This window comes from Ensifer sp. BR816, assembly GCF_000378985.1.
Lineage (GTDB): Bacteria > Pseudomonadota > Alphaproteobacteria > Rhizobiales > Rhizobiaceae > Sinorhizobium.
Genome location: NZ_KB905370.1, coordinates 1,790,437 through 1,813,639, shown reverse-complemented (window position 1 = coordinate 1,813,639; position 23,203 = coordinate 1,790,437). Strand labels below are relative to the sequence as shown.

16 protein-coding genes are annotated in these 23,203 nt (G+C 64.6%); 12 read left to right on the top strand and 4 right to left on the bottom strand.

Annotated features, from left to right (window positions below):
• Positions 1 to 25 precede the first annotated feature (25 nt).
• Both arfB and RHIBR816_RS0108625 read right to left on the bottom strand, forming a co-directional pair.
• On the bottom strand, positions 26 to 460 hold the full coding sequence (gene arfB, locus RHIBR816_RS0108630) for an alternative ribosome rescue aminoacyl-tRNA hydrolase ArfB (protein ID WP_018236133.1): 435 nt from the start codon (positions 458 to 460) through the stop codon (positions 26 to 28).
• Positions 461 to 631: 171 nt separating this feature from the next.
• Positions 632 to 2,242, bottom strand: coding sequence for a phosphoenolpyruvate carboxykinase (locus RHIBR816_RS0108625; protein ID WP_018236132.1), 1,611 nt, complete (start codon positions 2,240 to 2,242; stop codon positions 632 to 634).
• A 335-nt stretch (positions 2,243 to 2,577) separates the two neighbouring features.
• Between RHIBR816_RS0108625 and RHIBR816_RS0108620 the strand changes: the two genes are divergently transcribed.
• The 12 genes from RHIBR816_RS0108620 to trxA all read left to right on the top strand — a co-directional run bounded on the left by RHIBR816_RS0108620 (position 2,578) and on the right by trxA (position 20,500).
• Entirely contained in the window at positions 2,578 to 3,303 is a 726-nt protein-coding gene (locus RHIBR816_RS0108620; RefSeq protein ID WP_018236131.1) for a response regulator transcription factor, read from the top strand.
• 357 nt (positions 3,304 to 3,660) lie between these two features.
• Entirely contained in the window at positions 3,661 to 5,394 is a 1,734-nt protein-coding gene (locus RHIBR816_RS0108610; RefSeq protein ID WP_245262698.1) for a sensor histidine kinase, read from the top strand.
• On the top strand, positions 5,391 to 5,849 hold the full coding sequence (locus RHIBR816_RS0108605) for an HPr kinase/phosphorylase (RefSeq protein ID WP_018236128.1): 459 nt from the start codon (positions 5,391 to 5,393) through the stop codon (positions 5,847 to 5,849). The genes RHIBR816_RS0108610 and RHIBR816_RS0108605 overlap by 4 nt, the downstream gene beginning before the upstream one ends.
• A gap of 156 nt (positions 5,850 to 6,005) precedes the next feature.
• Entirely contained in the window at positions 6,006 to 6,407 is a 402-nt protein-coding gene (locus RHIBR816_RS0108600) for a PTS sugar transporter subunit IIA (protein ID WP_018236127.1), read from the top strand.
• The gene (locus tag RHIBR816_RS0108595; protein WP_026186777.1) at positions 6,404 to 6,697 is read left to right on the top strand and encodes an HPr family phosphocarrier protein; all 294 of its coding nucleotides are present in this window, start codon (positions 6,404 to 6,406) and stop codon (positions 6,695 to 6,697) included. The genes RHIBR816_RS0108600 and RHIBR816_RS0108595 overlap by 4 nt, the downstream gene beginning before the upstream one ends.
• Before the next feature lie 192 nt (positions 6,698 to 6,889).
• Positions 6,890 to 8,290, top strand: coding sequence for an adenosylhomocysteinase (gene ahcY, locus RHIBR816_RS0108590; RefSeq protein WP_018236125.1), 1,401 nt, complete (start codon positions 6,890 to 6,892; stop codon positions 8,288 to 8,290).
• Between the two features lie 330 nt (positions 8,291 to 8,620).
• Positions 8,621 to 11,104, top strand: coding sequence for a PAS domain-containing sensor histidine kinase (locus RHIBR816_RS0108585; RefSeq protein WP_026186776.1), 2,484 nt, complete (start codon positions 8,621 to 8,623; stop codon positions 11,102 to 11,104).
• A gap of 7 nt (positions 11,105 to 11,111) precedes the next feature.
• The gene (locus RHIBR816_RS0108580) at positions 11,112 to 12,623 is read left to right on the top strand and encodes a bifunctional tRNA (adenosine(37)-N6)-threonylcarbamoyltransferase complex ATPase subunit type 1 TsaE/phosphotransferase (protein ID WP_018236123.1); all 1,512 of its coding nucleotides are present in this window, start codon (positions 11,112 to 11,114) and stop codon (positions 12,621 to 12,623) included.
• 9 nt (positions 12,624 to 12,632) lie between these two features.
• Positions 12,633 to 13,364, top strand: coding sequence for a nucleotidyltransferase family protein (locus tag RHIBR816_RS0108575; RefSeq protein ID WP_018236122.1), 732 nt, complete (start codon positions 12,633 to 12,635; stop codon positions 13,362 to 13,364).
• 1 nt (position 13,365) lies between these two features.
• Positions 13,366 to 16,539: a double-strand break repair protein AddB gene (gene addB / locus RHIBR816_RS0108570; RefSeq protein WP_018236121.1), complete on the top strand. Its 3,174-nt coding sequence runs from the start codon at positions 13,366 to 13,368 to the stop codon at positions 16,537 to 16,539.
• Complete coding sequence (gene addA / locus RHIBR816_RS0108565) at positions 16,529 to 20,098, top strand: double-strand break repair helicase AddA (protein WP_018236120.1); 3,570 nt, start codon at positions 16,529 to 16,531, stop codon at positions 20,096 to 20,098. The genes addB and addA overlap by 11 nt, the downstream gene beginning before the upstream one ends.
• Before the next feature lie 81 nt (positions 20,099 to 20,179).
• Positions 20,180 to 20,500: a thioredoxin gene (gene trxA / locus RHIBR816_RS0108560; protein WP_018236119.1), complete on the top strand. Its 321-nt coding sequence runs from the start codon at positions 20,180 to 20,182 to the stop codon at positions 20,498 to 20,500.
• A 258-nt stretch (positions 20,501 to 20,758) separates the two neighbouring features.
• On the opposite strand, the gene RHIBR816_RS0108555 is transcribed toward trxA, so the two are convergent.
• Entirely contained in the window at positions 20,759 to 22,102 is a 1,344-nt protein-coding gene (locus RHIBR816_RS0108555; protein WP_018236118.1) for a folylpolyglutamate synthase/dihydrofolate synthase family protein, read from the bottom strand.
• A 176-nt stretch (positions 22,103 to 22,278) separates the two neighbouring features.
• The gene (gene accD / locus RHIBR816_RS0108550) at positions 22,279 to 23,193 is read right to left on the bottom strand and encodes an acetyl-CoA carboxylase, carboxyltransferase subunit beta (RefSeq protein WP_018236117.1); all 915 of its coding nucleotides are present in this window, start codon (positions 23,191 to 23,193) and stop codon (positions 22,279 to 22,281) included.
• Between the last annotated feature and the right edge of the window lie 10 nt (positions 23,194 to 23,203).

Below are 23,203 nucleotides of genomic sequence, written 5' to 3'. Positions count from 1 at the left end.
GCGACCACAGATTCGAGCAAGCCGCTCAATCGCCGGCCGGTCGGCCGCGCAGCTTCTTGATCTCGCCGCGGCCGGATTTCTCCTTGAGACGCCGCTCGATCGAACCCCGCGTCGGCTTGGTCTTCTTGCGCGGCTTGGGCGGCGGTTCGGCCGCTTTGAGAATCAGCTCCTTCAGCCGCTCGCGGGCATCCTCGCGGTTGCGTTCCTGGCTGCGAAAGCGATTGGCCTCGATCATCAGCACGCCGTCTTTCGAGGCCCGGCGGCCGGCAAGCTTCAGGGCATTGGCCTTGATGCGATCGGATAGCGCGGGCGAGGCCTGGATGTTGAAGAAGAGCTGGACGGCCGTCGATACCTTGTTGACGTTCTGGCCGCCCGGACCGCCGGCCAGCACGAATTGCTCCGTCAGCTCCCAGCCGGCGATGACGATGTTTTCACTGATGTAAAGCGGTTCGCTGGCCATGTTTCGCCCCTACGGCGCCGCGCGTCTGACAAGACGCGTAAAGGTCGCTGTCACACTTTGAATTGTGTCCGGTCTATCGCACAGAGTCGTGCGCTTGAGAACGGTCGGGGCACAAGACGCGAAAACCCGGCCACAAGGACCGGGTTTCACGTGAATCATGGTTTGGAGTCTTTACTCGGCCGCCAGTTTGGCGCCGGGAGCGGCACCGCGGACGCTTCCGTCGACATGGCTTTCGAACTTGGCGAAGTTGGCGATGAACATGTCGACCAGCCGGCGCGCCTGGGCGTCGTAGGCCGAACCATCGGCCCAGGTCGAGCGCGGGTCGAGAATACGGTCGTCAATGCCCGGGACCGAGACCGGCACCGCAAAGCCGAAATTCGCATCGGTGCGGAAGGAGGCATTGTTGAGCGATCCGTCGAGCGCCGCCGAGAGAAGCGCGCGGGTGACCTTGATCGGCATGCGGCTTCCGGTGCCGTAGGCACCGCCGGTCCAGCCGGTGTTGACGAGCCAGCAGGTGACACCGTTCCTGGCGATCAGGTCCTTGAGCAGATTGCCGTATTCGGACGGATGGCGCGGCATGAAGGGAGCGCCGAAGCAGGTCGAGAACGTCGCTTCCGGTTCCGTCACGCCCTTTTCCGTACCGGCGACCTTGGCCGTGTAGCCGGACAGGAAATGGTACATCGCCTGTTCCGGCGTCAGCTTGGCGATCGGCGGCAGGACGCCGAAGGCATCGGCCGTCAGCATGATGATGGTGCGCGGCTGCGGTGCCGTGCCGGTCTCGCTGGCATTCGGAATGAAATCGAGCGGATAGGCGATGCGGGTGTTTTCCGTGAGCGAGCCGTTGTCGAAGTCGGGTGCGCGGCGCTCATCGAGGACGACGTTCTCCATCACCGTGCCGAAGCGCCGCGTCGTCGCGTAAATCTCCGGCTCGGCCGCTTCCGACAGGCGGATCGCCTTGGCGTAGCAGCCGCCTTCGAAGTTGAACACGCCCTTGTCGCCCCAGCCATGCTCGTCGTCGCCGATCAGCGTGCGCTTCGGATCGGCCGAAAGCGTCGTCTTGCCGGTGCCCGACAGGCCGAAGAAGATGGCCGTGTCGCCGGCAGGGCCGACATTCGCCGAGCAGTGCATCGGCATCACTGTTTTCTTCGGCAGCAGGTAGTTGAGCACCGTGAAGACCGATTTCTTCATTTCGCCGGCATAGGACGTGCCGCCGATCAGCACGAGGCCCCTGGTCAGGTCGCAGGCGATGATCGTCTCGCTGCGGCAGCCATGGCGCTCCGGATTGGCCTTGAAGCTCGGCAGATCGATGATCGTCAGCTTCGGCAGGAAGGTCGCCAGTGCCTCGCGCGGCGGACGGATCAAGAGGTTGCGGATGAACAGCGAATGCCAGGCATATTCGGTGACGACCCGCGTCGGCAAAGCATTCTCGGCATCGGCACCGCCAACGAGGTCCTGGACATAGAGCGACATGCCCTTGGCATGCGCCAGCATATCCTGGCGGAGGAGCTCGAAGTTTTCGGGGGTGATGGCGCTGTTGTTGTCCCACCAGATCTGATCGGCGGTGGCGGCGTCGCGCACGACATACTTGTCCTTGGGCGAGCGGCCGGTGTGCTGGCCGGTGCGGGCGCAAAGCGCACCATGCGCCGTCAACTGCGCCTCGCCGCGGCGAAGGGCTTCCTCATAAAGCTCCGCTGCCTCGAAGTTGTAGCGAACGACAGAGAGGTCGGAAAAACCGATCGTTTCCAATCCGTTCGAGGGGTTGCGGCTGCCGAATTGCTCCATGGTCAAGCTTCCTTCGTCTCTGGCAAATGGCGTTGAATTTCCTCGGAACATACCGACAAGGACGAACGAAGACAAGAGAGCTAAATCTAAAACACTAATGATATCAGTATATTAATCGATTTAAAGAAAAATATGCATTTTTTAATCGGTTGAATCGCGACTTGCAAATGTCCTTGCGCGACCTCAATTTCGGGGTGGCTCGCCACACGGTATTTGCGCTTCGCCACAATTTGTTCCACCTTTATACTCCAGTAACGCAGCCGTGACTCGCGGTTGCCGGCGCTTCCAGGAGCGGATTCCGGCCGCCGGCCCCATAGAGACGGAGTTGAAACACGATGCAGACCATCGCGCTTGTCGATGACGACCGTAACATCCTGACATCGGTAGCCATCGCGCTGGAAGCCGAGGGCTACAAGGTCGAAACCTATACCGACGGCGCTTCCGCGCTCGAGGGCCTGCTGGCGCGCCCGCCCCACCTTGCGATCTTCGACATCAAGATGCCGCGCATGGACGGCATGGAACTCTTGCGGCGGCTCCGGCAGAAATCCGACCTGCCGGTGATCTTCCTGACCTCCAAGGACGAGGAGATCGACGAGCTCTTCGGCCTCAAGATGGGTGCGGACGATTTCATCACCAAGCCGTTCTCGCAGCGGCTCCTGGTCGAGCGCGTGAAGGCGATCTTGCGCCGCGCGCCGGCCCGCGACGCTGCCGCGGCTGGAGCCGCCGGTCCCGCCAAGAGCGCCGACGCACCATCCCGCTCTCTGGAGCGCGGTCAACTGGTCATGGACCAGGAACGCCACACCTGTACCTGGAAGAGCGAACCGGTCACGCTGACCGTCACCGAGTTTCTCATCCTGCATTCGCTGGCGCAGCGCCCCGGCGTCGTGAAGAGCCGCGACGCGCTGATGGATGCGGCCTATGACGAGCAGGTCTATGTCGACGACCGGACGATCGACAGCCACATCAAGCGGCTTCGCAAGAAGTTCAAGATGGTCGACGTCGACTTCGACATGATCGAGACGCTCTATGGCGTCGGCTATCGCTTCCGCGAGTCCGCCTGACGCGCCGCTGCGGGGCTTGCCTTCGCGTCGATTGTGGATCATTGAGAACCGGCGCGGCGGCCGAACGAGATCGCAGCTCGCGGATGGCCGCCTCGAGCGGATCCAGAACCCTAGCCGCAATCGCTTCCGCCAGATGGCGCGGGTTTCGGCAAAGGGCGCCGCAATACGCTTGACCTCCAGCCGGAACCCCGGTGCTCCGATCGCGGCAACGGCGGGGGCGGCGCCGACGGATCCCTTGGACGAGCGGCAGGCCGGGGCGCAAACGAAACGGGCGGCGAACATTTCGCCGTGGGAGCGGAAGACTTGGTAGAAGTCTTGCAGGGCGAGATCGAAGATTCCGACGGGCGGTCGTCGGCGCTGCGTGGGCGGCGCCGGTGGGCGCATCCGTTCACTCTGATCCGGCGCCTGTTCGGCAATGCCGTCTTCTCCAGCCTGACGCGACGCATCGTCTTCTTCAACCTCGTCGCGCTGGTCGTTCTGGTCGGCGGGATCATGTATCTGAACCAGTTCCGCGAAGGCCTCATCGACGCCCGCGTGGAGAGCCTGCTGACCCAGGGCGAAATCATCGCCGGCGCCATCTCAGCCTCGGCATCGGTCGACACCAACTCGATCACCATCGATCCGCAAAAGCTGCTCGAACTGCAGGCCGGCGAGAGCATCACCCCGCTTCCGAGCGACGAGGATCTGGAATTCCCGATCATCCAGGAGCGGGTTGCGCCGGTCCTCAGACGGCTGATCTCGCCGACGCGCACGCGCGCTCGCCTGTTCGATGCCGACGCCGACCTGCTGCTCGACTCGCGTCACCTCTACAGCGGCGGCCAAGTGCTTCGGTTCGACCTTCCGCCCGTCGATCCGGAAACGTCGAGCGTCGCGGAGACGATCAGCACCTGGTTCAACCGGCTGCTGCAGCCGGGCGACCTGCCGCTCTACAAGGAGCCCCCGGGCGGCAACGGCTCGATTTATCCGGAAGTGATGAACGCACTGACCGGCGTGCGCGGGGCCGTGGTGCGCGTCACCGAAAAAGGCGAGCTGATCGTGTCCGTGGCGGTGCCGGTGCAGCGTTTCCGCGCCGTGCTCGGCGTGCTCTTGCTTTCCACCCAGGCGGGCGACATCGACAAGATCGTCCATGCCGAACGCCTGGCGATCATCCGCGTCTTCGGCGTGGCGGCGCTCGTCAACGTCATCCTGTCGCTGCTCTTGTCGTCGACGATCGCCAATCCGCTCCGGCGGCTTTCGGCCGCCGCCATCCGCGTGCGCCGCGGCGGCGCCAAGGAACGCGAGGAAATTCCGGATTTCTCCCGCCGCCAGGACGAGATCGGCAACCTGTCGGTGGCGCTGCGGGAAATGACGACGGCGCTCTACGACCGCATCGCGGCGATCGAGAATTTTGCCGCCGATGTCAGCCATGAGCTCAAGAACCCGCTCACCTCGCTCAGGAGTGCCGTCGAAACCCTGCCGCTGGCGCGCACGGAGGACTCCAAGAAGCGGCTGCTCGACATCATCCAGCACGATGTCCGGCGCCTCGACCGGCTGATCAGCGACATTTCGGACGCCTCGCGGCTCGATGCGGAACTGGCGCGCAGCGATGCGAAGAAGATCGACCTGGAAAAACTCCTCGGCGACCTCGTCGACATCTCCCGGCAGATTCGCGGCAAGAAGAAGCCCGTGCTGCTCGACTTCGTCGTCGATCGCAAGGACAATCCGAAGGCGAGCTTCATCGTCAGCGGCCACGACCTGCGCATCGGGCAGATCATCACCAACCTCATCGAGAACGCCCGCTCCTTCGTGCCCGAGCCGAACGGCCGGATCATCCTGCGCCTGACCCGGTCGCGGTCGCGCTGCCTCGTCTACGTCGAGGACAACGGCCCCGGCGTCCAGGCGGAGGACATCGACCGGATCTTCGAGCGCTTCTACACGGACCGACCGGAAGGCGAGGATTTCGGCCAGAATTCCGGCCTCGGCCTGTCGATTTCGCGCCAGATCGCCGAAGCGCATGGCGGCACGCTCAAGGCGGAAAACATCGTCGGCAAGGGCGGCGAAGTGACCGGCGCCCGCTTCATCCTTTCGCTTCCGGCCGAGCCGCATCCGTGAGTGCGCCGCACTGCAACATCCACGGCACCGCGATCGTGCTCGGCACGACCGGCATCCTCGTCACCGGCCCGTCCGGATCCGGAAAGTCGGCCCTGGCGCTTGCCTGCATCTCCGAAGTCAAGCGCCGCGGCCGCTTCGCGGCGCTTGTTGCCGACGACCGGGTCGACCTGACGCTCGCGAACGGGCGGATCGTGGCGCGCTGCCCGCCGACCATCTGCGGCCTGATCGAGATCCGCGGCGGCGGCATAGCCGAGATCGAAACGCTCGCCGCCTGCGTCCTCGACTGGGCGGTGATGCCGGTGCGTGCGCCCTTCGATCCTCGCCTGCCGCCGGAGCAGGAGGAACTGGAGCTTGAGCTCGGGCGAAGCCTGCCGATGCTGCGTCTTCCTGTTGAAACGCTGCTCTCTCCGGTCGATTCGCTCATGGCTTTGCTGCCGGAAAAAATAGGCCTTTAGCCTTATTGAGAGGCAGGGCGGCTGCTTTTTCGGCATTTTTGTCTTGCACTTCGCCTTTTCCTTGCCAAGATGGCCGCCCCAACAGGTGGACGAAATTGCTGCATTGCGATATCTGACCATCGACGAGTTGCAGATGCAGTTGGAGCAAAGATACCCATGATCGGACTTGTGCTTGTCACCCATGGCAAGCTGGCGGATGAGTTTCGGCTTGCCTTGGAGCATGTCGTCGGTCCGCAGAAATCTATCGAGACGGTGTGCATCGGCCCCGAGGACGACATGGACCAGCGGCGTCAGGATATCCTCGACGCCGTCGAAAGTGCCGACGAAGGCAACGGCGTGATCATCCTGACCGACATGTTCGGCGGCACGCCCTCCAATCTCGCCATTTCCGTCATGCGCAGCGGCGTCGTCGAGGTGATTGCCGGCGTCAACCTGCCGATGCTGATCAAGCTCGCCGGCGTGCGGGGCGAAAGCGACATGGACAAGGCCCTCGTCGAGGCTTCCGAGGCCGGCCGCAAATACATCAACGTCGCCAGCCGCGTCCTGAGTGGAAAATGATGGACCACCTGCCCGACGCGGCGCTGACGCGCGAACTTCTCATCATCAACAAGCGCGGCCTGCATGCACGGGCCTCGGCGAAATTCGTGCAGACGGTCGAGGCCTACGAGGCCGAAATCACCGTATCGAAGGACGGGATGACCGTCGGCGGAACATCGATCATGGGGCTGATGATGCTGGCGGCCAGCACCGGGTGCACGGTGTTCGTCACCGCCAGCGGCCTCCAGGCCGAAGAGGCCTTGAATGCCCTCGACGCGCTGGTGCGCGACAAGTTCGGCGAAGAGATGTAACGCCTCAGGCTCGCTGATCCCCCTCCCCGACGATATAAACATATAAAGACCTCTTTATATGAGAGTTGCCCTCCCCGGCGATTCCTGATAGACCGGGCGCACTCTCCCCGCCAGCTTGAAGCGCGGGAGGCATCGTGATGCCGCAGGAACACAAAGCGGCGTGCGCCCCAAGAGACCAGCCTGGAGAACTCCATGACCGCCACTCAGGACTATATCGTCGCCGATATCGCGCTCGCCGATTTCGGCCGCAAGGAAATTGACATCGCCGAAACGGAAATGCCGGGCCTGATGGCCTGCCGCGAAGAGTTCGGAGCATCGAAGCCACTGAAGGGCGCGCGCATCACCGGCTCGCTGCACATGACCATCCAGACGGCCGTCCTGATCGAGACACTGGTTGCGCTTGGCGCGGAAGTCCGCTGGGCGTCCTGCAACATCTTCTCCACGCAGGACCACGCCGCAGCGGCGATCGCCGCAAGCGGCGTGCCGGTCTTCGCCGTCAAGGGCGAGACGCTCGAAGAATACTGGACCTATACGGACAAGATCTTCCAGTGGGCCGACGGCGGCTTTTCCAACATGATCCTGGACGACGGCGGCGACGCCACCATGTACATCCTGCTCGGCGCCCGCGCCGAAGCCGGCGAGAACGTGCTTTCGAACCCTGGTTCGGAAGAGGAAGAAATCCTCTTCGCCCAGATCAAGAAGCGCCTCGCCGCAACGCCCGGTTGGTTCACCAAGCAGCGCGACGCCATCCAGGGCGTGACCGAAGAGACGACCACCGGCGTCAACCGCCTCTACCAGCTCCAGGCCAAGGGCCTGCTGCCCTTCCCGGCCATCAACGTCAACGACAGCGTCACCAAGTCGAAGTTCGACAACAAGTACGGCTGCAAGGAGTCGCTCGTCGACGGCATCCGCCGCGGTACCGACGTGATGATGGCCGGCAAGGTCGCCGTGGTTTGCGGCTATGGCGACGTCGGCAAGGGCTCGGCCGCCTCGCTGCAGGGTGCCGGCGCCCGCGTCAAGGTCACCGAAATCGATCCGATCTGCGCCTTGCAGGCCGCCATGGACGGCTACGAGGTGGTGCAGCTCGAGGATGTCGTCGCGACTGCCGACATCTTCATCACCACCACCGGCAACAAGGACGTCATCCGCATCGAGCATATGCGCGAGATGAAGGACATGGCGATCGTCGGCAATATCGGCCACTTCGACAACGAGATCCAGGTTTCCGCGCTCAGGAACCTGAAATGGACGAACGTCAAGCCGCAGGTGGACCTGATCGAGTTCCCGAAGGGCAACCGGCTGATCCTGCTTTCGGAGGGCCGCCTCCTGAACCTCGGCAACGCGACCGGACACCCGTCCTTCGTCATGTCGGCCTCCTTCTCCAACCAGGTGCTGGCGCAGATCGAGCTCTTCACCAAGGGCGGAAACTACAAGAATGAGGTCTACATCCTGCCGAAGCAGCTCGACGAAAAGGTCGCCCGCCTGCATCTCGCCAAGCTCGGCGCCAAGCTCACCGAGCTTTCGGAAGAGCAGGCAGGCTATATCGGCGTGAAGCCGCAGGGCCCGTTCAAGGCTGAACACTACCGGTACTAATCCCTACCCGAGCAATCCACAACATCTTGTGGCCGCGATCTTGACATGAGATCGCGGCCGCTTTTTTGGGCGGCGCACTTTCCGGCGAATCTTCAAAGAAGTATGGTTAAGTCATTGATTCGTGACGCCGGGGCGGACTTTCCATCGCAGGATTGGAGAGCCGGACGTGCGGGGGCTAAGGCGTTGCGAGCGGGTATGTCTTGTCGGACAGCGGCAAACAGACGGAGACAGACCGGGGATGCAATCGGAACAAGCGCAAACCCTGCTTGAGGGTTTCGGGCATGGCGACATGAAGTCGGCGGCACTTTGCGGGTCGACGGGGACGGCGCCATGAAGACAGAACGATCGAGGTTTTTCGGCGCCGGCTGCAGGGCTAACCGGCTGGTGCGGCGGCTGCTCGCCGGCACGACGCTTTTCGCGGCCACGGATGCGGCAGCCCAGGCTTCCGCTCCGGTTGCCAGGTCCATTTTCGGCTCCTCCGAGGTCGTGACCTTTTCCGTCCTGATCGGCGTGATCTCCGCTGCCATGCTTTCGGCGATCTGGCTTATCCGCCAGCGTGGCAATATCGAAGCGGAAAATCGTGCGTTGCACTCCGACCTTTCGGACGCGAACCAGCGGATTTCCCGTTTCCAGGCCCTCATCGCTGACAAGAACCGGCGAATCGTCGTCTGGGACGGGCTGGCGGAGCGCCCGGAATTTCTCGGGCAGCTTCCCGTCGAGACCGGTGCGCCGCAGGACGACCGGGATTTTCTGGCTTTCGGGCGCTGGATCAAGCCGCAATCGGCAGGCCAACTGGAAAAAGCCATCGAGGCCCTGCGCGCCCAGGCGCAAAGCTTCGACCTGGTGCTCGAAACGCAGCGCAGCGAAGTGCTGGAGGCGCAGGGTCGCGTATCCGGAGGTAGGGCCTTCGTGCGTTTCATCGCGCTCAACAATCTGAGGGCGGAACTCGCCGAGCTGAAGCTCGAGCGCGACCAGTTGCATGCCTCGCTCTCGACATTCCGCACGCTGTTCGACGCGATCGACCTTCCGGTCTGGCAGCGCAGCGCCGACGGCAAGCTCGAATGGGTGAACGAGGCCTATGCCGAGGCGGTCGATGCCCGGAGCGCGTCGGCGGCCACGGCCGAGGGGCGCGAATTGCTGGCCACGGCGGCGCGCGAAAAGATCCGTGCCGTCTCGACCTTCGAAACGCCCTTCCGCGACAAGGTTTCGACCGTCGTCAAAGGAAACCGGACCTTCTTCGACGTCGTCGACGCCCGCACCCCCGCCGGCTCGGCCGGGGTCGCCATCGACGTTTCCGGCATCGAAGCGGTGCGCGAGGAACTGGCGCGCACCTTGAAGAGCCACGCCGAAACGCTCGACCACCTGGCAACGCCCGTCGCCATCTTCGACGGCAATCAGCGCCTGCAATTCTACAACCAGGCCTTCCAGCGCCTCTGGGAGCTGGACATGGGCTTTCTGGAGCGCAAGCCCGACAATGGCGAAGTGCTCGACCGGCTGAGAGCCGGCGGCAAGCTGCCGGAGCCGCTCAATTGGAAGCAATGGAAGGCAAACGCGCTGTCGGTCTACCAGGCCCTCGACACGCAGTCCGACCTCTGGCACCTGCCGAACGGCCAGACGCTCCGCGTCTTCGCGACGGCACGGCCGCAGGGCGGCGCGACCTGGGTCTTCGAGAACCTGACGGAGAAGGTCGACCTCGAAACCCGCTACAACACGCTGGTCCAGGTGCAGGGCGAAACGATCGACCATCTTGCCGAAGGCGTCGCCGTCTTCGGGCCCGACGGGCGCATCCGGCTGTCCAATCCCGCCTTCCGGGCGATCTGGGGCATCAGCGAGGCGGAAGCCAAGCCCGGTACCCATATCCGTGCCGTCGAGCAGGCCTGCCTTTCCTCCTACGACCAGCCGGATGGCTGGAAACGCTTCGCCCATATCATCACCAGCTTCGACGACGAGCGGCCGTCGAGCCGCGGCATTCTCGAGCTGCGCACTGGGCTGATCCTCGACTATGCCGTCATTCCGCTGCCCAACGCCCAGACGATGCTGACCTTCGTCAACATCACCGACAGCGTGCGGGTCGAGCGAGCGCTGACGGAAAAGAACGACGCCTTGCGCAAGGCGGATGCCCTGAAGAACGATTTCGTCCACCACGTCTCCTACGAGCTGCGCTCGCCGCTGACGAACATCATCGGTTTTGCCGATCTCCTGAAGACACCGGCCTTCGGCGCGCTCAACGACCGCCAGGCGGAATATGTCGACCATATCGCCACGTCTTCTTCGCTCCTGCTGACGATCGTCAACGACATCCTCGATCTTGCAACTGTCGATGCCGGCATCGTCGAACTCGAAATGTCCGAGGTGAACCTCCTCGATCTGCTCGACGACGTGGCGCAGCAAATGGCCGAGAGGCTCACCGAGAGCGGCGTCTCGCTGAGGATCGACGCCCCAGACAATCTCGGCCACATCACCGCAGACCAGCAGCGGCTGAAGCAGGTCTTCATCAAGCTCCTGACCAACGCCGCCAATTTCGCGCCCGACGGCAGCATGATCGATCTCAAGTGCGGGCGCGAAGGCGGCGATTTCGTCTTCTCCGTCACCGATACCGGACCGGGCATTCCGCAGGACGTACTGAACACCGTGTTCAACCGCTTCGAGAGCTACGGCCAGAGCGGCGGCGCGGGCCTCGGACTGTCGATCGTCGAGAGCTTCGTCAGCCTGCATCACGGCACCGTCGCAATCCGCAGCAAGGAGGGCGAAGGCACGGAAGTCGCCTGCCGCATCCCCTCCGCCGACATGCCGAAGATCATCGCGGCGGAATAGTTACTCCATGAAGTCTCTCGAACGCCTGCTGAAGGACGAGACCGCGACGATCGCGTTCGGTGAGGATCTGGCGCTCGCCCTCAAGAAAGGCGATTGCGTCGGACTTTCCGGCGATCTCGGGGCGGGAAAATCGACCTTCGCGCGCGCATTCCTTCGGGCGATGGCCGACGACGATTCGCTTGAGGTGCCAAGCCCCACCTTCACGCTCGTGCAGAGCTACGACCTTCGGATCCCGGTCGCGCATTTCGACCTCTACCGCCTCGCCGACGCTTCGGAGCTCGACGAGCTCGGTTTCGAAGAGGCGCTCACGGACGGCATCTGTCTCGTCGAATGGCCGGAGAAGGCGGAAGAAGGGCTGTCTGCACAGCGGATCACCCTCGCCTTCACGCATGAGGGGGAAGGGCGCCGCGTCCGTGTCACGGGTCCCGACGCAGCCTTCGAGCGGATCGCCCGCTCACTCGCCATCCGGGCCTTCCTGTCGGATGCCGGCCATCCGGACGCGCGGCGCCGGCACCTGAGCGGCGATGCCTCGGTGCGGGCCTATGAACGGATCGATACCGGCGATGGTGCGCCGGCGAAAATCCTGATGGATGCGGCAAGGCACAAGCCCGGCCCGATCCTCCAGGACGGCAAATACTACCAGCAGCTCGCCCATATCGCCGAGGACGTCGTTCCCTTCGTCGCGATCTCCGAGCTCTTGCGCAAACGCGGATTCGCGGCACCGGCGATCTATGCCCGCGATCTCGACAAGGGGCTGCTGCTCATCGAGGATCTCGGTTCGGAGAGTCTTCTCGACGCCGAAGGCCGGCCTGCTCCTGAGCGCTATGCCGAGGCCGCGCGGCTGCTCGGCCGGCTACATGCCGCACCATTCGAGCGCGACATCGCGATCGCCGGCGGCATCGTCCACCACATTCCCGATTTCGATCGCACGGCGATCAAAATCGAGACGAGCCTGCTCGTCGACTGGTACCTGCCGTGGAAGCGCGGGCGACCTGCCTCCGACGCGGAGCGAAACGACTACTTCGCGATCTGGGACGAATTGATCGACTGTCTCGGCGCGGCCGAAAAGAACCTGCTGCTGCGCGATTTCCATTCGCCCAACATCCTGTGGCGACCGGAGCGCAGGGGTCTCGAGCGAATCGGCATCATCGATTTCCAGGACGCGATGATCGGGCCGACGGCTTACGACGTCGCCTCGCTGGTGCAGGATGCACGGGTGACGATCGACGGCGCGCTGGCGGACGGGCTGCTCAGCGCCTATATCGCCGAACGCAAGGCCCACGGCCCATTCGACGAGACGGCCTTCCTGCGCGATTGGCACCTGATGGCGGCGCAACGCAATTGCAAGCTCGCCGGCATCTGGGTGCGGCTGAAGGAGCGCGACGGCAAGCCCGGCTACATGAAGCACATGCCGCGCACCTTCGCCTATCTGCAGCATGCGTTGACGCATGAAGTGCTGACACCCTTGCGCGATTGGTGCATTAAGGCTGGAATCCTGGCTAGCGAATCAGCCAACTGACAGGAAATCATGCCTATCACCAATGCCATGGTGCTTGCGGCCGGACTGGGCACCCGCCTGCGGCCAATCACCGATACACTACCAAAGCCGCTCGTCCGGATCGCCGGCAAGCCGATGATCGATTACGTCCTGGACCTGCTCGCGGCTGCTGGCGTGACCAAGGCCGCGGTGAATGTCCATCACTTCGCCGACCAGATGGAGGCCCATCTCAGCCGGCGCGAGAGCCCGCGCATCCTCTTTTCCGACGAGCGGGACGCACTGATGAATTCCGGCGGCGGGCTCGCCAAGGGGTTGAAGCTCTTGGACAACGGGCCGGTCCTGGTGATGAATGCCGATCTCTTCTGGGTCGGCGAGAAGGCCGGGCAACCCTGCAACCTGCAGCGGCTCGCCGCGTTCTTCGACCCGGAGCGCATGGACATGACGCTGCTCTGCGTGCGCCTCGAGGACACGACCGGCCATAACGGCAAGAAGGATTTTTCGCTCTCCGGGGACGGCATGCTGCGGCGGTATGAGGAAGGCATGGAGAATCCGGTGGTTTATGCCGGCGCGATCGCCATGGATTCGCGGCTTTTTGCCGATGCCCCCAGCGATGCCTTCAATCTCAATATCTATTTCGACCGGGCGATCGCCAGAGGACGCCTTTTCGGACTGATGCTCGAAGGCCAATGGATGACCGTCGGCACGCCCGACGCCATCGACGAGGCGGAGGCCGTCGTCCGGCGCTTCGAGCCGGGAGGGTAAGGTGCCCGGACGTGCCTCGAACGTCTTCACGATTCCGGCCGGCCTGCCCTTCCTGAAAACGCTGGCGGAAAAACTCGTGAGCGGCGCGCTGACTCCGGATTTCCAATATGATCCGGCTGACCCGCTCGCCCTTGCAGGCGTGACGATCTTCGTGCCGACCCGTCGCTCGGCGCGCGTTCTGCGTTCCGAATTCGTCGACCTGCTCGGCGGTCGCTCGGCGATCCTGCCGATGATCCGCGCGCTTGGCGAGACGGACGACGACAGCGGTTTCTTCGACGCCGAGGTGCCGGCGATCCTCGATCTGGCGCCGCCGCTCTCCGGCACGGCGCGACTGATCGAGCTCGGCCGGCTGATCCTTGCCTGGCGCAACCGGCTGCCGCAGGTGGTCCTCGACATCCATGCCGAAAGCCCGCTGATCGCGCCGGCAAGCCCGGCCGATGCCATCTGGCTGGCGCGCAATCTCGCCGAGCTGATCGACGCGATGGAAACGGAGGAGCTCGGCTGGGATCAACTCGACGGGCTCGATGCCGGCGAGCATGCACTCTGGTGGCAGTTGACGCTTGCCTTCCTGAAGATCGCCCGGACCTATTGGCCGGAACGGCTGGATGAACTCAAGCATTCCTCGCCGGCGCGCCATCGCAACGCCGTGCTCAAGGCCGAAACGCAGCGCATCGCCGCCGGCAAGGTCACCGGCCCGATCATCATCGCCGGCTCGACCGGCTCGATCCCGGCGACTGCGGCATTGATCGCCGCCGTTAGCGCGCTGCCGAATGGCACCATCGTGCTTCCGGGCCTCGACCTCACGATGAGCGATCCGGAATGGGGGCTGCTGGCAAAGGAGGCCGGCTCGTCGGCACGAGACCCGGCAAGCCGCACCCATCCGCAATATGGCTTCCACCGTCTCCTGAAGCGGATGCGCATCGAACGGCGCGACGTGCCGGTGCTGGGCTCGCTCGACGATGACCTCGCCTATCGCAGCGCGGTCCTGTCGCGGGCGCTGCTGCCGGCCCTGGCCACCGATGGCTGGACGCAGGCGCGCGAGCGTTTCGAGCTGCAGGCGCTGCTTGCCGCCTTCGCCGACGTGGCGTTGGTCGAGACGGCGAACGAACGCGAGGAGGCGACCGCGATCGCGATTGCGCTAAGGCTGGCGCTTGAGGGCGACGAAGACAGCCAGGCGGCGCTGATCACCCCGGATCGCGGCCTGGCGCGGCGGGTCGGGGCGGAACTCGCCCGGTTCGGCATCGAGGCCGATGATTCCGCCGGCGTACCGCTGTCGGCCACGGCGGCGGGCGCGCTTACCCGGCTGCTCATCGAGGCGACCCTCAGACCAGACGACCCGGTCGCCCTGGTCGCACTTCTCAAGCATCCGCTTGCCCGCTTCGGCCAGACGGCGGAGGCTGCGCGGCGTGCAGCAGACGTGCTGGAGCTCGTGGCGCTGCGCGGCGGCACCGCCCTCGCCGATATTGCTGCCCTCGAAATCGTTCTCGACAAGGCACTCGCCCGGCAGCGCACAGAACGGCATCCACGGCCCTGGCGAGGCGGTATCGATCAGGACGATATCGACCGCGCTCAGGCGCTTGCCCGGCGAATTTCGGCGGCCGTCGAGCCCCTGGCGAGCACCATCTCCGGTACCGCGGAAGGCGGTCGCCATCACACGGCCGCCCTGACGCTCGCCGATTGGTCCGAGCGCACCGGCCGGGCGCTGGAAGCGGTTGCCATCGACGAGCGAGGCAGCCTCGGGGGACTTTGGGGTTCGGAAGCCGGCGAAACATTGGCGACGCTGCTCAAGGGCATCATCGAGACCGACGGGCAGATGGAAGCCGACGGGCGGCAATGGTGCGACATCGTCGAGGCGCTTGCCGCCAGCGAAGCGGTCAAGCCGCGCTCGATGCGGCACCCGCGCGTCTTCATCTTCGGGGCACTGGAATCGCGCCTGCAAAGCGTCGATCTCGTGGTGCTCGGCGGCCTCAACGAGGGGACCTGGCCGGGCCAGACTTCGAATGACCCGTTTCTGTCGCGCACGATGAAGTCGGGGATCGGACTCGAACCGCCGGAGAGACGCATCGGCCAGCTCGCCCATGATTTCCAGATGGCCTGCGGAACGCGCCGCCTGATCCTCTCGCGATCCATGCGCCAGGGCTCGGCGCCGACCGTCGCGTCGCGATGGCTGCAACGCCTGCAGGCACTCGGCGGCGAGACACTGACCACGCAGCTCAAGGCGAATGGCGCCATCTACCTTCACTGGATGCGCATTCTCGACGATGGCGCGCCCCAGCTGCTCAGCGAGCGGCCGAAGCCGAAGCCGCCGGCCGAACTGCAGCCGCGCAAATATTCCTTCAGCGAAGTGACGAAGCTTCGCCGCGATCCCTATTCCATCTATGCGCGCCGCATATTGCGGCTGGAGCCGATCGACTTATTCAATCGCGATCCGGGCGCAGCCGAACGCGGCCTGCTCTACCACCGGATCGTCGAGCGCTTCATAAAGGGCGGTTTCGACCCGGCCTCCCACGAGGGAAAAGGGGCGATGGGGCGGCTGATCAGGGAAGCCTTCGACGAGGAAAACCTGCCCATCCACATCGACACGATCTGGCGGCCACGCTTCGAGGCGGTGGCGAGGGAGTTCCTTGACTGGGAGCAGAAGCGCAAGCACGGCATCGTCAGGTCCTTCACGGAAGTCCCCGCCGCGATGGATCTCGGCATTGCCGAGATAAGGCTCACCGGCATTGCCGACCGGCTCGACCGGCTCGCGGACGGCACCGTCGACATCATCGACTACAAGACCGGCTCCAGCCCTTCGGCGAAGGAGGCACGGGCCCTGCTCGACCCGCAGCTATCGCTCGAGGCGGCGGCGCTCAAGGCCGGCGCCTTCGGCACGCTCGGCCCGGCCCGGCCGCATTCGCTGCGCTACGTGCGCCTGAAGCCCGGCGGCCGCTTTGCCGTCGATACCGTCAACAATGAGAACAGCAAGTCGAAGGAGACCAAATCGGCCGACCAACTGGCGGAGGAATCGCTTGCCGAACTGAAAAAGCTGCTCGCCGCGCTGGTCAGCGGAAAATACGGCTTCGCCTCGCGGCTGATCATGCAGAAGGAGCGGGATTACGGCGGCGAGTACGACCACCTGGCGCGCGTCGCCGAATGGGCAACCGCTGACGGCGAGGACGACGATGAGGAATGACGGTTCCGGGCCGGAGGAGAGGACGCCCAAAGCCTGGCTCGACTGGACGACGGAGCGGCAATCGCTGGCCTCCGACCCGGCCCGCTCGGCCTGGGTCTCGGCCAATGCCGGCTCGGGCAAGACTCATGTGCTGACGCAGCGCGTCATCAGGCTGCTGCTCGCCGGCTGCCGGCCGTCCGCCATTCTCTGCCTGACCTATACGAAGGCCGCCGCCTCCGAGATGTCGAACCGCATCTTCGAGCGTCTCGCCGAATGGGCGACGCTCGACGACGCCGCGCTGGAGAAGCGGATCGAGGCGATCGAAGGCAGACGGCCTCCCCTTGCGAAGATCCACGAAGCGCGACGGCTCTTTGCAAAGGCGCTCGAAACACCGGGCGGGCTGAAGATCCAGACGATCCACGCCTTCTCCGAGGCGCTGCTGCACCAGTTTCCGCTCGAGGCCAATGTGGCAGGGCATTTTTCGGTCCTCGACGATCGTGCAGCGGCGGTGCTGCTTGCCGATGCACGGCGCGCGCTGCTGACGGCGACGGCGGCCGAGGACGAGGCGGAGCTTGCGGATGCCTTCGCGACGGTGCTCGACCTCGCCGATGACACGGGTCTCGAAAAGCTGCTCGAGGCAATCGTCGCGAACCGCGCTGCCATCCAGGCCTTTCTGGACCGCGCCCCCGAACGCGGCGGCAGGGAGGGAGAGCTGCGGGCGGCGCTGGGCCTTGCTCCAGGCGAATCGGTCGAGGACGTCATGGCCCGCGCCTGGCCGCTGGCGGGCCTCCATGGCGCAGCACTCGGCCACTATGTCGAACTGGCGCTGAACCACGGCGGCGTGAAACCCCGTGAGATCGCAGAGGGCCTGCAAGCCGTCCGCAGCGCCGAGACTGTGGAGGAGCGCTTTGACGGGCTGCTGAGCGTGTTTTTCAACGGCGGCGGCAAGCCCAGGGCAGAGTCTGCGTTTTTCAACAAGGCGATGCTGGCCCAGGCACCGCATCTGGCACCGCTGATCGACGAAGCCCGCAGGCACGTCGCCTCCTGTGCCGATCGCCTCAGCATCGTGCGCATGTATGAGGCGACGCGCGCGGCGCTGATCCTCGCGGAAAGGCTCAACCGGGATTACGAGAATCTCAAGAAGAGGCGCAGCCAGCTCGATTTCGAGGACCTGATCAACCGCACGGCGGCGCTGCTTTCCCGCAGCGATGTCGGCGCCTGGGTCCACTACAAGCTCGACCAGGGCATCGACCACATTCTCGTCGACGAGGCGCAGGATACGAGCCCGGCCCAATGGACGATCATCCAGGCGCTTGCTGCCGATTTCTTCGCCGGCGAAACAGCACGCCCCGACGAGCGGACGATCTTCGCCGTCGGCGACGAGAAGCAGTCGATCTATTCCTTCCAGGGCGCGCGTCCGGAGCGCTTTTCGCGCGAAAGCATCCTGACCGAGCGGCGCGTGCGCGCCGGCAACAAGTATTTCAGCCCTATCCGGCTGCAGCTTTCCTTCCGCTCGACGGTCGACGTGCTTTCCGCCGTCGATACGGTCTTTGCCAATCCGGGCAATGCCAAGGGGCTGAGCGCCCGGAGCGAGGCGATCGTGCACGCCTCGAACCGGATCGGCCATCCGGGCGCCGTCGATATCTGGGACGTCATCGCACCCGAGCCGACCACTTCCGAGGAAGAGTGGACGGCCCCCTTCGACGCAACGCCCGAGAGTGCACCGGTCAACATTCTTGCCCGACGGATCGCCGCCGTGCTGCAAGACTGGATCGGCAGGGAAACGGTGATCGAAAAGGGCGTTCGGCGGCCGATGCGGCCGGGCGACGTGATCGTGCTGGTACGCAAGCGCGACGCCTTCGTCAACGCCCTGACGCGGGCGCTGAAGCGCCGCAACAATATCCCCGTCGCCGGAGCCGACCGGCTGGTGCTGACCAATCACATCGCCGTTCAGGACCTGATGGCGCTCGGCCGCTTCGTGCTGCTGCCGGAGGACGACCTGTCGCTCGCGGCATTGCTGAAGAGCCCGCTCATCAATCTCGGCGAAGACGATGTCTTCGAGCTGGCGGCACGCCGAGCGGAAGGCGAAAGCCTGTGGCACCGGCTTCAGCAGCTCGGCGCGGAGGAAACGAGCCGATACAATCGGGTCATGCGGACGCTTTCCGGCTATGGCGAGCTTGCCCGCAACCTGCTGCCGCACGATTTCTACGCCCGCGTGCTCGGGGCCGATGGCGGCCGGCGTGCCTTCCTGGCGCGGCTCGGCAGTGAAGTCAGCGACATCCTCGACGAATTCCTCACCTTCGCGCTCGACCATGAGCGCGGCGGGCTGCCCGGCCTCCAGGCCTTCATCTCGACACTCGAAATCGAAGCGCCGACGGTCAAGCGCGAGCAGGACAAGGAGCGTGACGAGGTCCGCGTCATGACGGTGCATGCCGCCAAGGGGCTCGAGGCACCGGTCGTCTTTCTGGTCGATGGCGGCGGCGAGGCATTCGTCCGCCAGCAGGTATCGGATCTGCGCTTCCTGGAGAAAGTCGGGGACGACGGCTCTGCGGCCAGCGTGCCCGTCTGGCGCGCGCCCGGCTCGGCATCGAATTCGCTGATCGCCGCCGACACCGAGCGGCTGAAGCGCCTGGCCGAAGAAGAATATCGCCGCCTCCTCTATGTCGGCATGACGCGCGCGGCGGACCGCCTGATCGTCTGCGGCTATCGCGGCCAACGGCAAAACCTCGACACCTGGCACGCGATGGTGCAGGGCACGCTGTCGCACGATCCGAAAGGCCGGGCCACGCCGATGGCCTTCCGCGCCGGCGGCGAGGAATGGAACGGCCATGCCTGGCGGGAAGCGCATGTACCGGTCGCCATCCCGGCGGGCGGCGACGCGGGAGGCAAACCGGAGGCGATGGCGTCCAGCCTGCCGCGAGCGCTTTTCACCCCCCTGCCGCCGCAGCGACGACTGCCGCGGCCGCTTGCGCCTTCCGGAGCGAGCGTCGCCATCGACGACCCGGATCAAGAGGCGATCGTCGGCTCGGCTCTCTTTGGGGTGCAGGCTGCGCCCAAGTTCTCGATGCTGCGCGGCGCGATCCTCCATCGGCTGCTGCAGGTACTCCCGACGATCGACAGTGCCGAGCGTCGGGGCGCGGCGGAGCGTTACCTAAGCCGTGCCGCGCCGCGCTGGCCGGAGGCAGAGCGGCGTTCGCTCACCGGTGCGGTGATGGATGTGCTCGATCATCCGGAGCTGCAGTCGCTTTTCGGCGAACACAGCCGCGCGGAGGTGTCCGTCATGGGAACGCTCAAGCTCGGTGACCGTGAGTTCGCCGTGTCCGGTCGGCTCGACCGGCTGGCGATAGCCGGCGACACCGTGACAATTGCCGATTTCAAGACCAATCGTGAAGTGCCGGCATCGGTCGAGGGCGTTCCGAGCGTTTATAGGAGGCAGCTCGCCATCTATCGCGAACTCTTGAAGCCGCTCTATCCGGGCAAGCAGTTCCGCTCAGCGCTGATCTTTACCGAGGGGCCGGCGGTCCGGGTGCTTCCCGACGCGATGCTGGACGTGAGCCTTGAAGAGCTGACGACAAAGTGAGATACACGATATTGAAAATCCGGTGGCGAGGCCTCACATGAGGCACAATATCTGGACAATGCCATTCCGAAGGAGCAGCCGATGGCAACTGTAAAAGTCGATGCGTCCAACTTTCAGAAAGAAGTCTTGAATTCCGCCGAGCCGGTCGTCGTCGACTTCTGGGCCGAATGGTGCGGCCCGTGCAAAATGATCGCGCCGAGCCTCGAAGAGATCGCCACAGAGCTTGCCGGCAAGGTCAAGGTCGCCAAACTCAATATCGATGAAAACCCGGAACTCGCCGCCCAGTACGGTGTCCGCTCGATTCCGACGCTTGCCATGTTCAAGGCCGGCGAAGTCGCCGACATCAAGGTCGGCGCCGCGCCGAAGACCGCGCTCAGCTCGTGGATTTCCAACGCGGTCTAAGCGGCCGAATCATTGTCGATTGATAGCGAAAGCCCGGTTTTCCGGGCTTTTTCTTGTTGCCAGTAAGAGAATGATGGATTGCGCTGTCTCCTGGCCTTTCGCGGCACGCTCGGCTCGGCAATCCGGAGCATCACCATTGCAGTTGTCTCGCGTCGAGTTCACGCCCTCCGTCATCCTCGGGTCAAGCCCTGGGCTTGACCCAGGGCTTAACCCGAGGATGACGGAGGGTGGGTCGTCCAGGAGGAAGCTCTCCGCCCCTTATCGCGGCGGCGTGCCGTTCTCCGAAAGCACGTCGCCGACGAGATAGAGGGAACCGCCGATCAGGATGCGCGGCGGCGCCGGGTCTTCCTCGGTAAGCTCGGCGATGAGGCCGAGTGCTTCCGCGACAGAGGAGGTCGCATTGGTCTCGAGGCCGGCTGAAGCCGCGTCGGCGGCGAGCGCGACCGGATCAAGCCCGGCATCCGAGCCGTGGATCGGCACGGTGAAGACCTGTTCGGCGAGGTCCCGGAAGGCCCGGAAGTAGCCGACCGGATCCTTGGTGTTAATCATGCCGATGATCAGGAAGAGCGGCCGCGGGTCGCGCTCCTCGAAAGTAGCCATCGCCTCGGCTATGACCTGACCGGCGCCGGGATTGTGACCGCCGTCGATCCAGATCTCGGCGGCTGGCGGGCCGTAATGCGAGAGCTTGCCGCCGGCAAGGCGCTGCAGCCGGCCCGGCCATTCGACGCCGGCCAGGCCCTTCTCGATCGCCGTCTCCGGAACGTCGAACCCGGCCGCCCTGACGGCACGGATCGCCGCGGCGGCATTGGCATATTGATGCCGCCCCGGCAGACGCGGCAGCGGCAGGTCGGCAAGCCCGTTCTCGTCCTGGAAGACCAGCCTGCCGAACTCCTCATGCGCCATGAAATCCTGGCCATAGACGGACATGGGGCAGCCGAGCCGCTCGGCGGTGTCGACGAGCACGTCGCGCACGCCGTCTTCCTCCTGATGGCCGATCACCACCGGGCGGCCGCGCTTCATGATGCCGGCCTTTTCGGCGGCGATCAGTTCCACTCGATCGCCGAGATAGGCCTGGTGATCGAGCGAAACCGGCATGATCACGGAAACCGCCGGCCGGGCGATCACGTTCGTCGCGTCGAAGCGGCCGCCGAGGCCCACCTCGATGATCGCGACGTCGGCCGGATGCTCGGCGAAAAGCAGGAAGGTGACTGCCGTCAGGATTTCGAAGACGGTGATCTTCTCGCCGGCATTGGCTGCCGCCACGCGCCGCACCGCATCGGCCAGCACCGGGTCGCTGACAAGCGCACCCTTGCCGCCCTTGACGCCGAGACGATAGCGCTCGTGCCAGTTTACGAGATGCGGCGATGTGTGCACATGGACACTGAGGCCAGCCGCCTCGAGGATCGCCCGCGAGAACGCGGTGACGGAGCCCTTGCCGTTGGTGCCGGCGACGTGGATGATCGGCGGCAGGCGGTCCTGCGGGTTTCCAAGCGCGGCAAGCAGGCGCGTGATCCGGTCGAGCGACAGGTCGAATCCCTTGGGATGCAGAGCAAGAAGCTTTTCGATCTCCCTTGCCGCTTCGCTGACCTGTGCCGCCGTCATGTTCCTGCCTCGAAAAAGATGATCCGCTGCTGCATGATTTCTTACTGCATGATTCCTTGAATCGGAATCGATTTAAGGAAAAATCATGCAGCAATTCAAAGTGCTACAGCGACGTCTGCGCGTCCGGATGCGCGCAGCGCTTGAAAACAGCCGTGGATCGGATCGGGGGCGGCGGCCTATGCCCGGGCTGCAAGCGGCAAAGCCGAAACCTGCGAGCCGCTTTCGCGCCTTGCGGCCTCCGCCGGCTTCTTCATCAGGATCTTCAGCACGCGCGCAAGCGTCGCCGGCAGGTCGTGCCGCTTGACGACCATGTCGACCATGCCGTGCTCCAGCAGATATTCGGATGTCTGGAAACCTTCGGGGAGTTTTTCGCGCAACGTCTGCTCGATGACCCGCTTGCCGGCAAAGCCGATCTCCGCGCCGGGCTCGGCCAGGTGGATGTCGCCCAGCATCGCGTAGGATGCTGTGACGCCGCCGGTGGTCGGGTTGGTCAGAACCACGATATAGGGGAGCCCCGCCTCCTTCAGCAGGTTCACCGCAACGGTGGTGCGAGGAAGCTGCATCAGCGAAAGGATGCCTTCCTGCATTCGGGCGCCGCCCGAGGCCGGGAAAATCACCAGCGGGCACTTCTCGGCAATCGCCTTCTCGAAGGCCTTGATGATCGCCTCGCCAGCCGCCATGCCGAGCGAGCCACCGATGAAATTGAACTCGTGCACAACCGCGACGAGCTTGACGCCCTGGACGAGGCCGAGGCCCGCGACAATCGTATCCTCGAGCTCGGTCTTGGCGCGGCTGTCGCGCAGGCGGTCGACATACTTCTTCGAATCGCGGAACTTCAGGGGATCCTGCGCCACCTTCGGCTGCGGCAGCGTCTCATAGATGCCGCCGTCGAAGAGGTCTTTCAGGCGGGCCCGCGCCGGCATTTTCATATGAAAGCCGGATTGCGGGATGACCCACTTGTTCTCTTCGAGATCGCGATGGAACACCATCTCGCCGGTTTCAGGGCACTTGATCCAGAGGTTCTCCGGAACTTCCCTGCGGCCGAGCATCGAATTGATCTTTGGCCGAACGTAGTTTGTGATCCAGTTCACTTAAGTAGAC

Excerpts from the sequence above, each read along its gene's own strand:
- arfB (WP_018236133.1), bottom strand. The coding sequence starts at position 460 with ATGGCCAGCGAACCGCTTTACATCAGTGAAAACATCGTCATCGCCGGC.
- RHIBR816_RS0108625 (WP_018236132.1), bottom strand. The coding sequence starts at position 2,242 with ATGGAGCAATTCGGCAGCCGCAACCCCTCGAACGGATTGGAAACGATC.
- RHIBR816_RS0108620 (WP_018236131.1), top strand. The coding sequence starts at position 2,578 with ATGCAGACCATCGCGCTTGTCGATGACGACCGTAACATCCTGACATCG.
- RHIBR816_RS0108600 (WP_018236127.1), top strand. The coding sequence starts at position 6,006 with ATGATCGGACTTGTGCTTGTCACCCATGGCAAGCTGGCGGATGAGTTT.
- RHIBR816_RS0108595 (WP_026186777.1), top strand. The coding sequence starts at position 6,404 with ATGATGGACCACCTGCCCGACGCGGCGCTGACGCGCGAACTTCTCATC.
- ahcY (WP_018236125.1), top strand. The coding sequence starts at position 6,890 with ATGACCGCCACTCAGGACTATATCGTCGCCGATATCGCGCTCGCCGAT.
- RHIBR816_RS0108585 (WP_026186776.1), top strand. The coding sequence starts at position 8,621 with ATGAAGACAGAACGATCGAGGTTTTTCGGCGCCGGCTGCAGGGCTAAC.
- RHIBR816_RS0108580 (WP_018236123.1), top strand. The coding sequence starts at position 11,112 with ATGAAGTCTCTCGAACGCCTGCTGAAGGACGAGACCGCGACGATCGCG.
- RHIBR816_RS0108575 (WP_018236122.1), top strand. The coding sequence starts at position 12,633 with ATGCCTATCACCAATGCCATGGTGCTTGCGGCCGGACTGGGCACCCGC.
- addA (WP_018236120.1), top strand. The coding sequence starts at position 16,529 with ATGAGGAATGACGGTTCCGGGCCGGAGGAGAGGACGCCCAAAGCCTGG.
- trxA (WP_018236119.1), top strand. The coding sequence starts at position 20,180 with ATGGCAACTGTAAAAGTCGATGCGTCCAACTTTCAGAAAGAAGTCTTG.
- RHIBR816_RS0108555 (WP_018236118.1), bottom strand. The coding sequence starts at position 22,102 with ATGACGGCGGCACAGGTCAGCGAAGCGGCAAGGGAGATCGAAAAGCTT.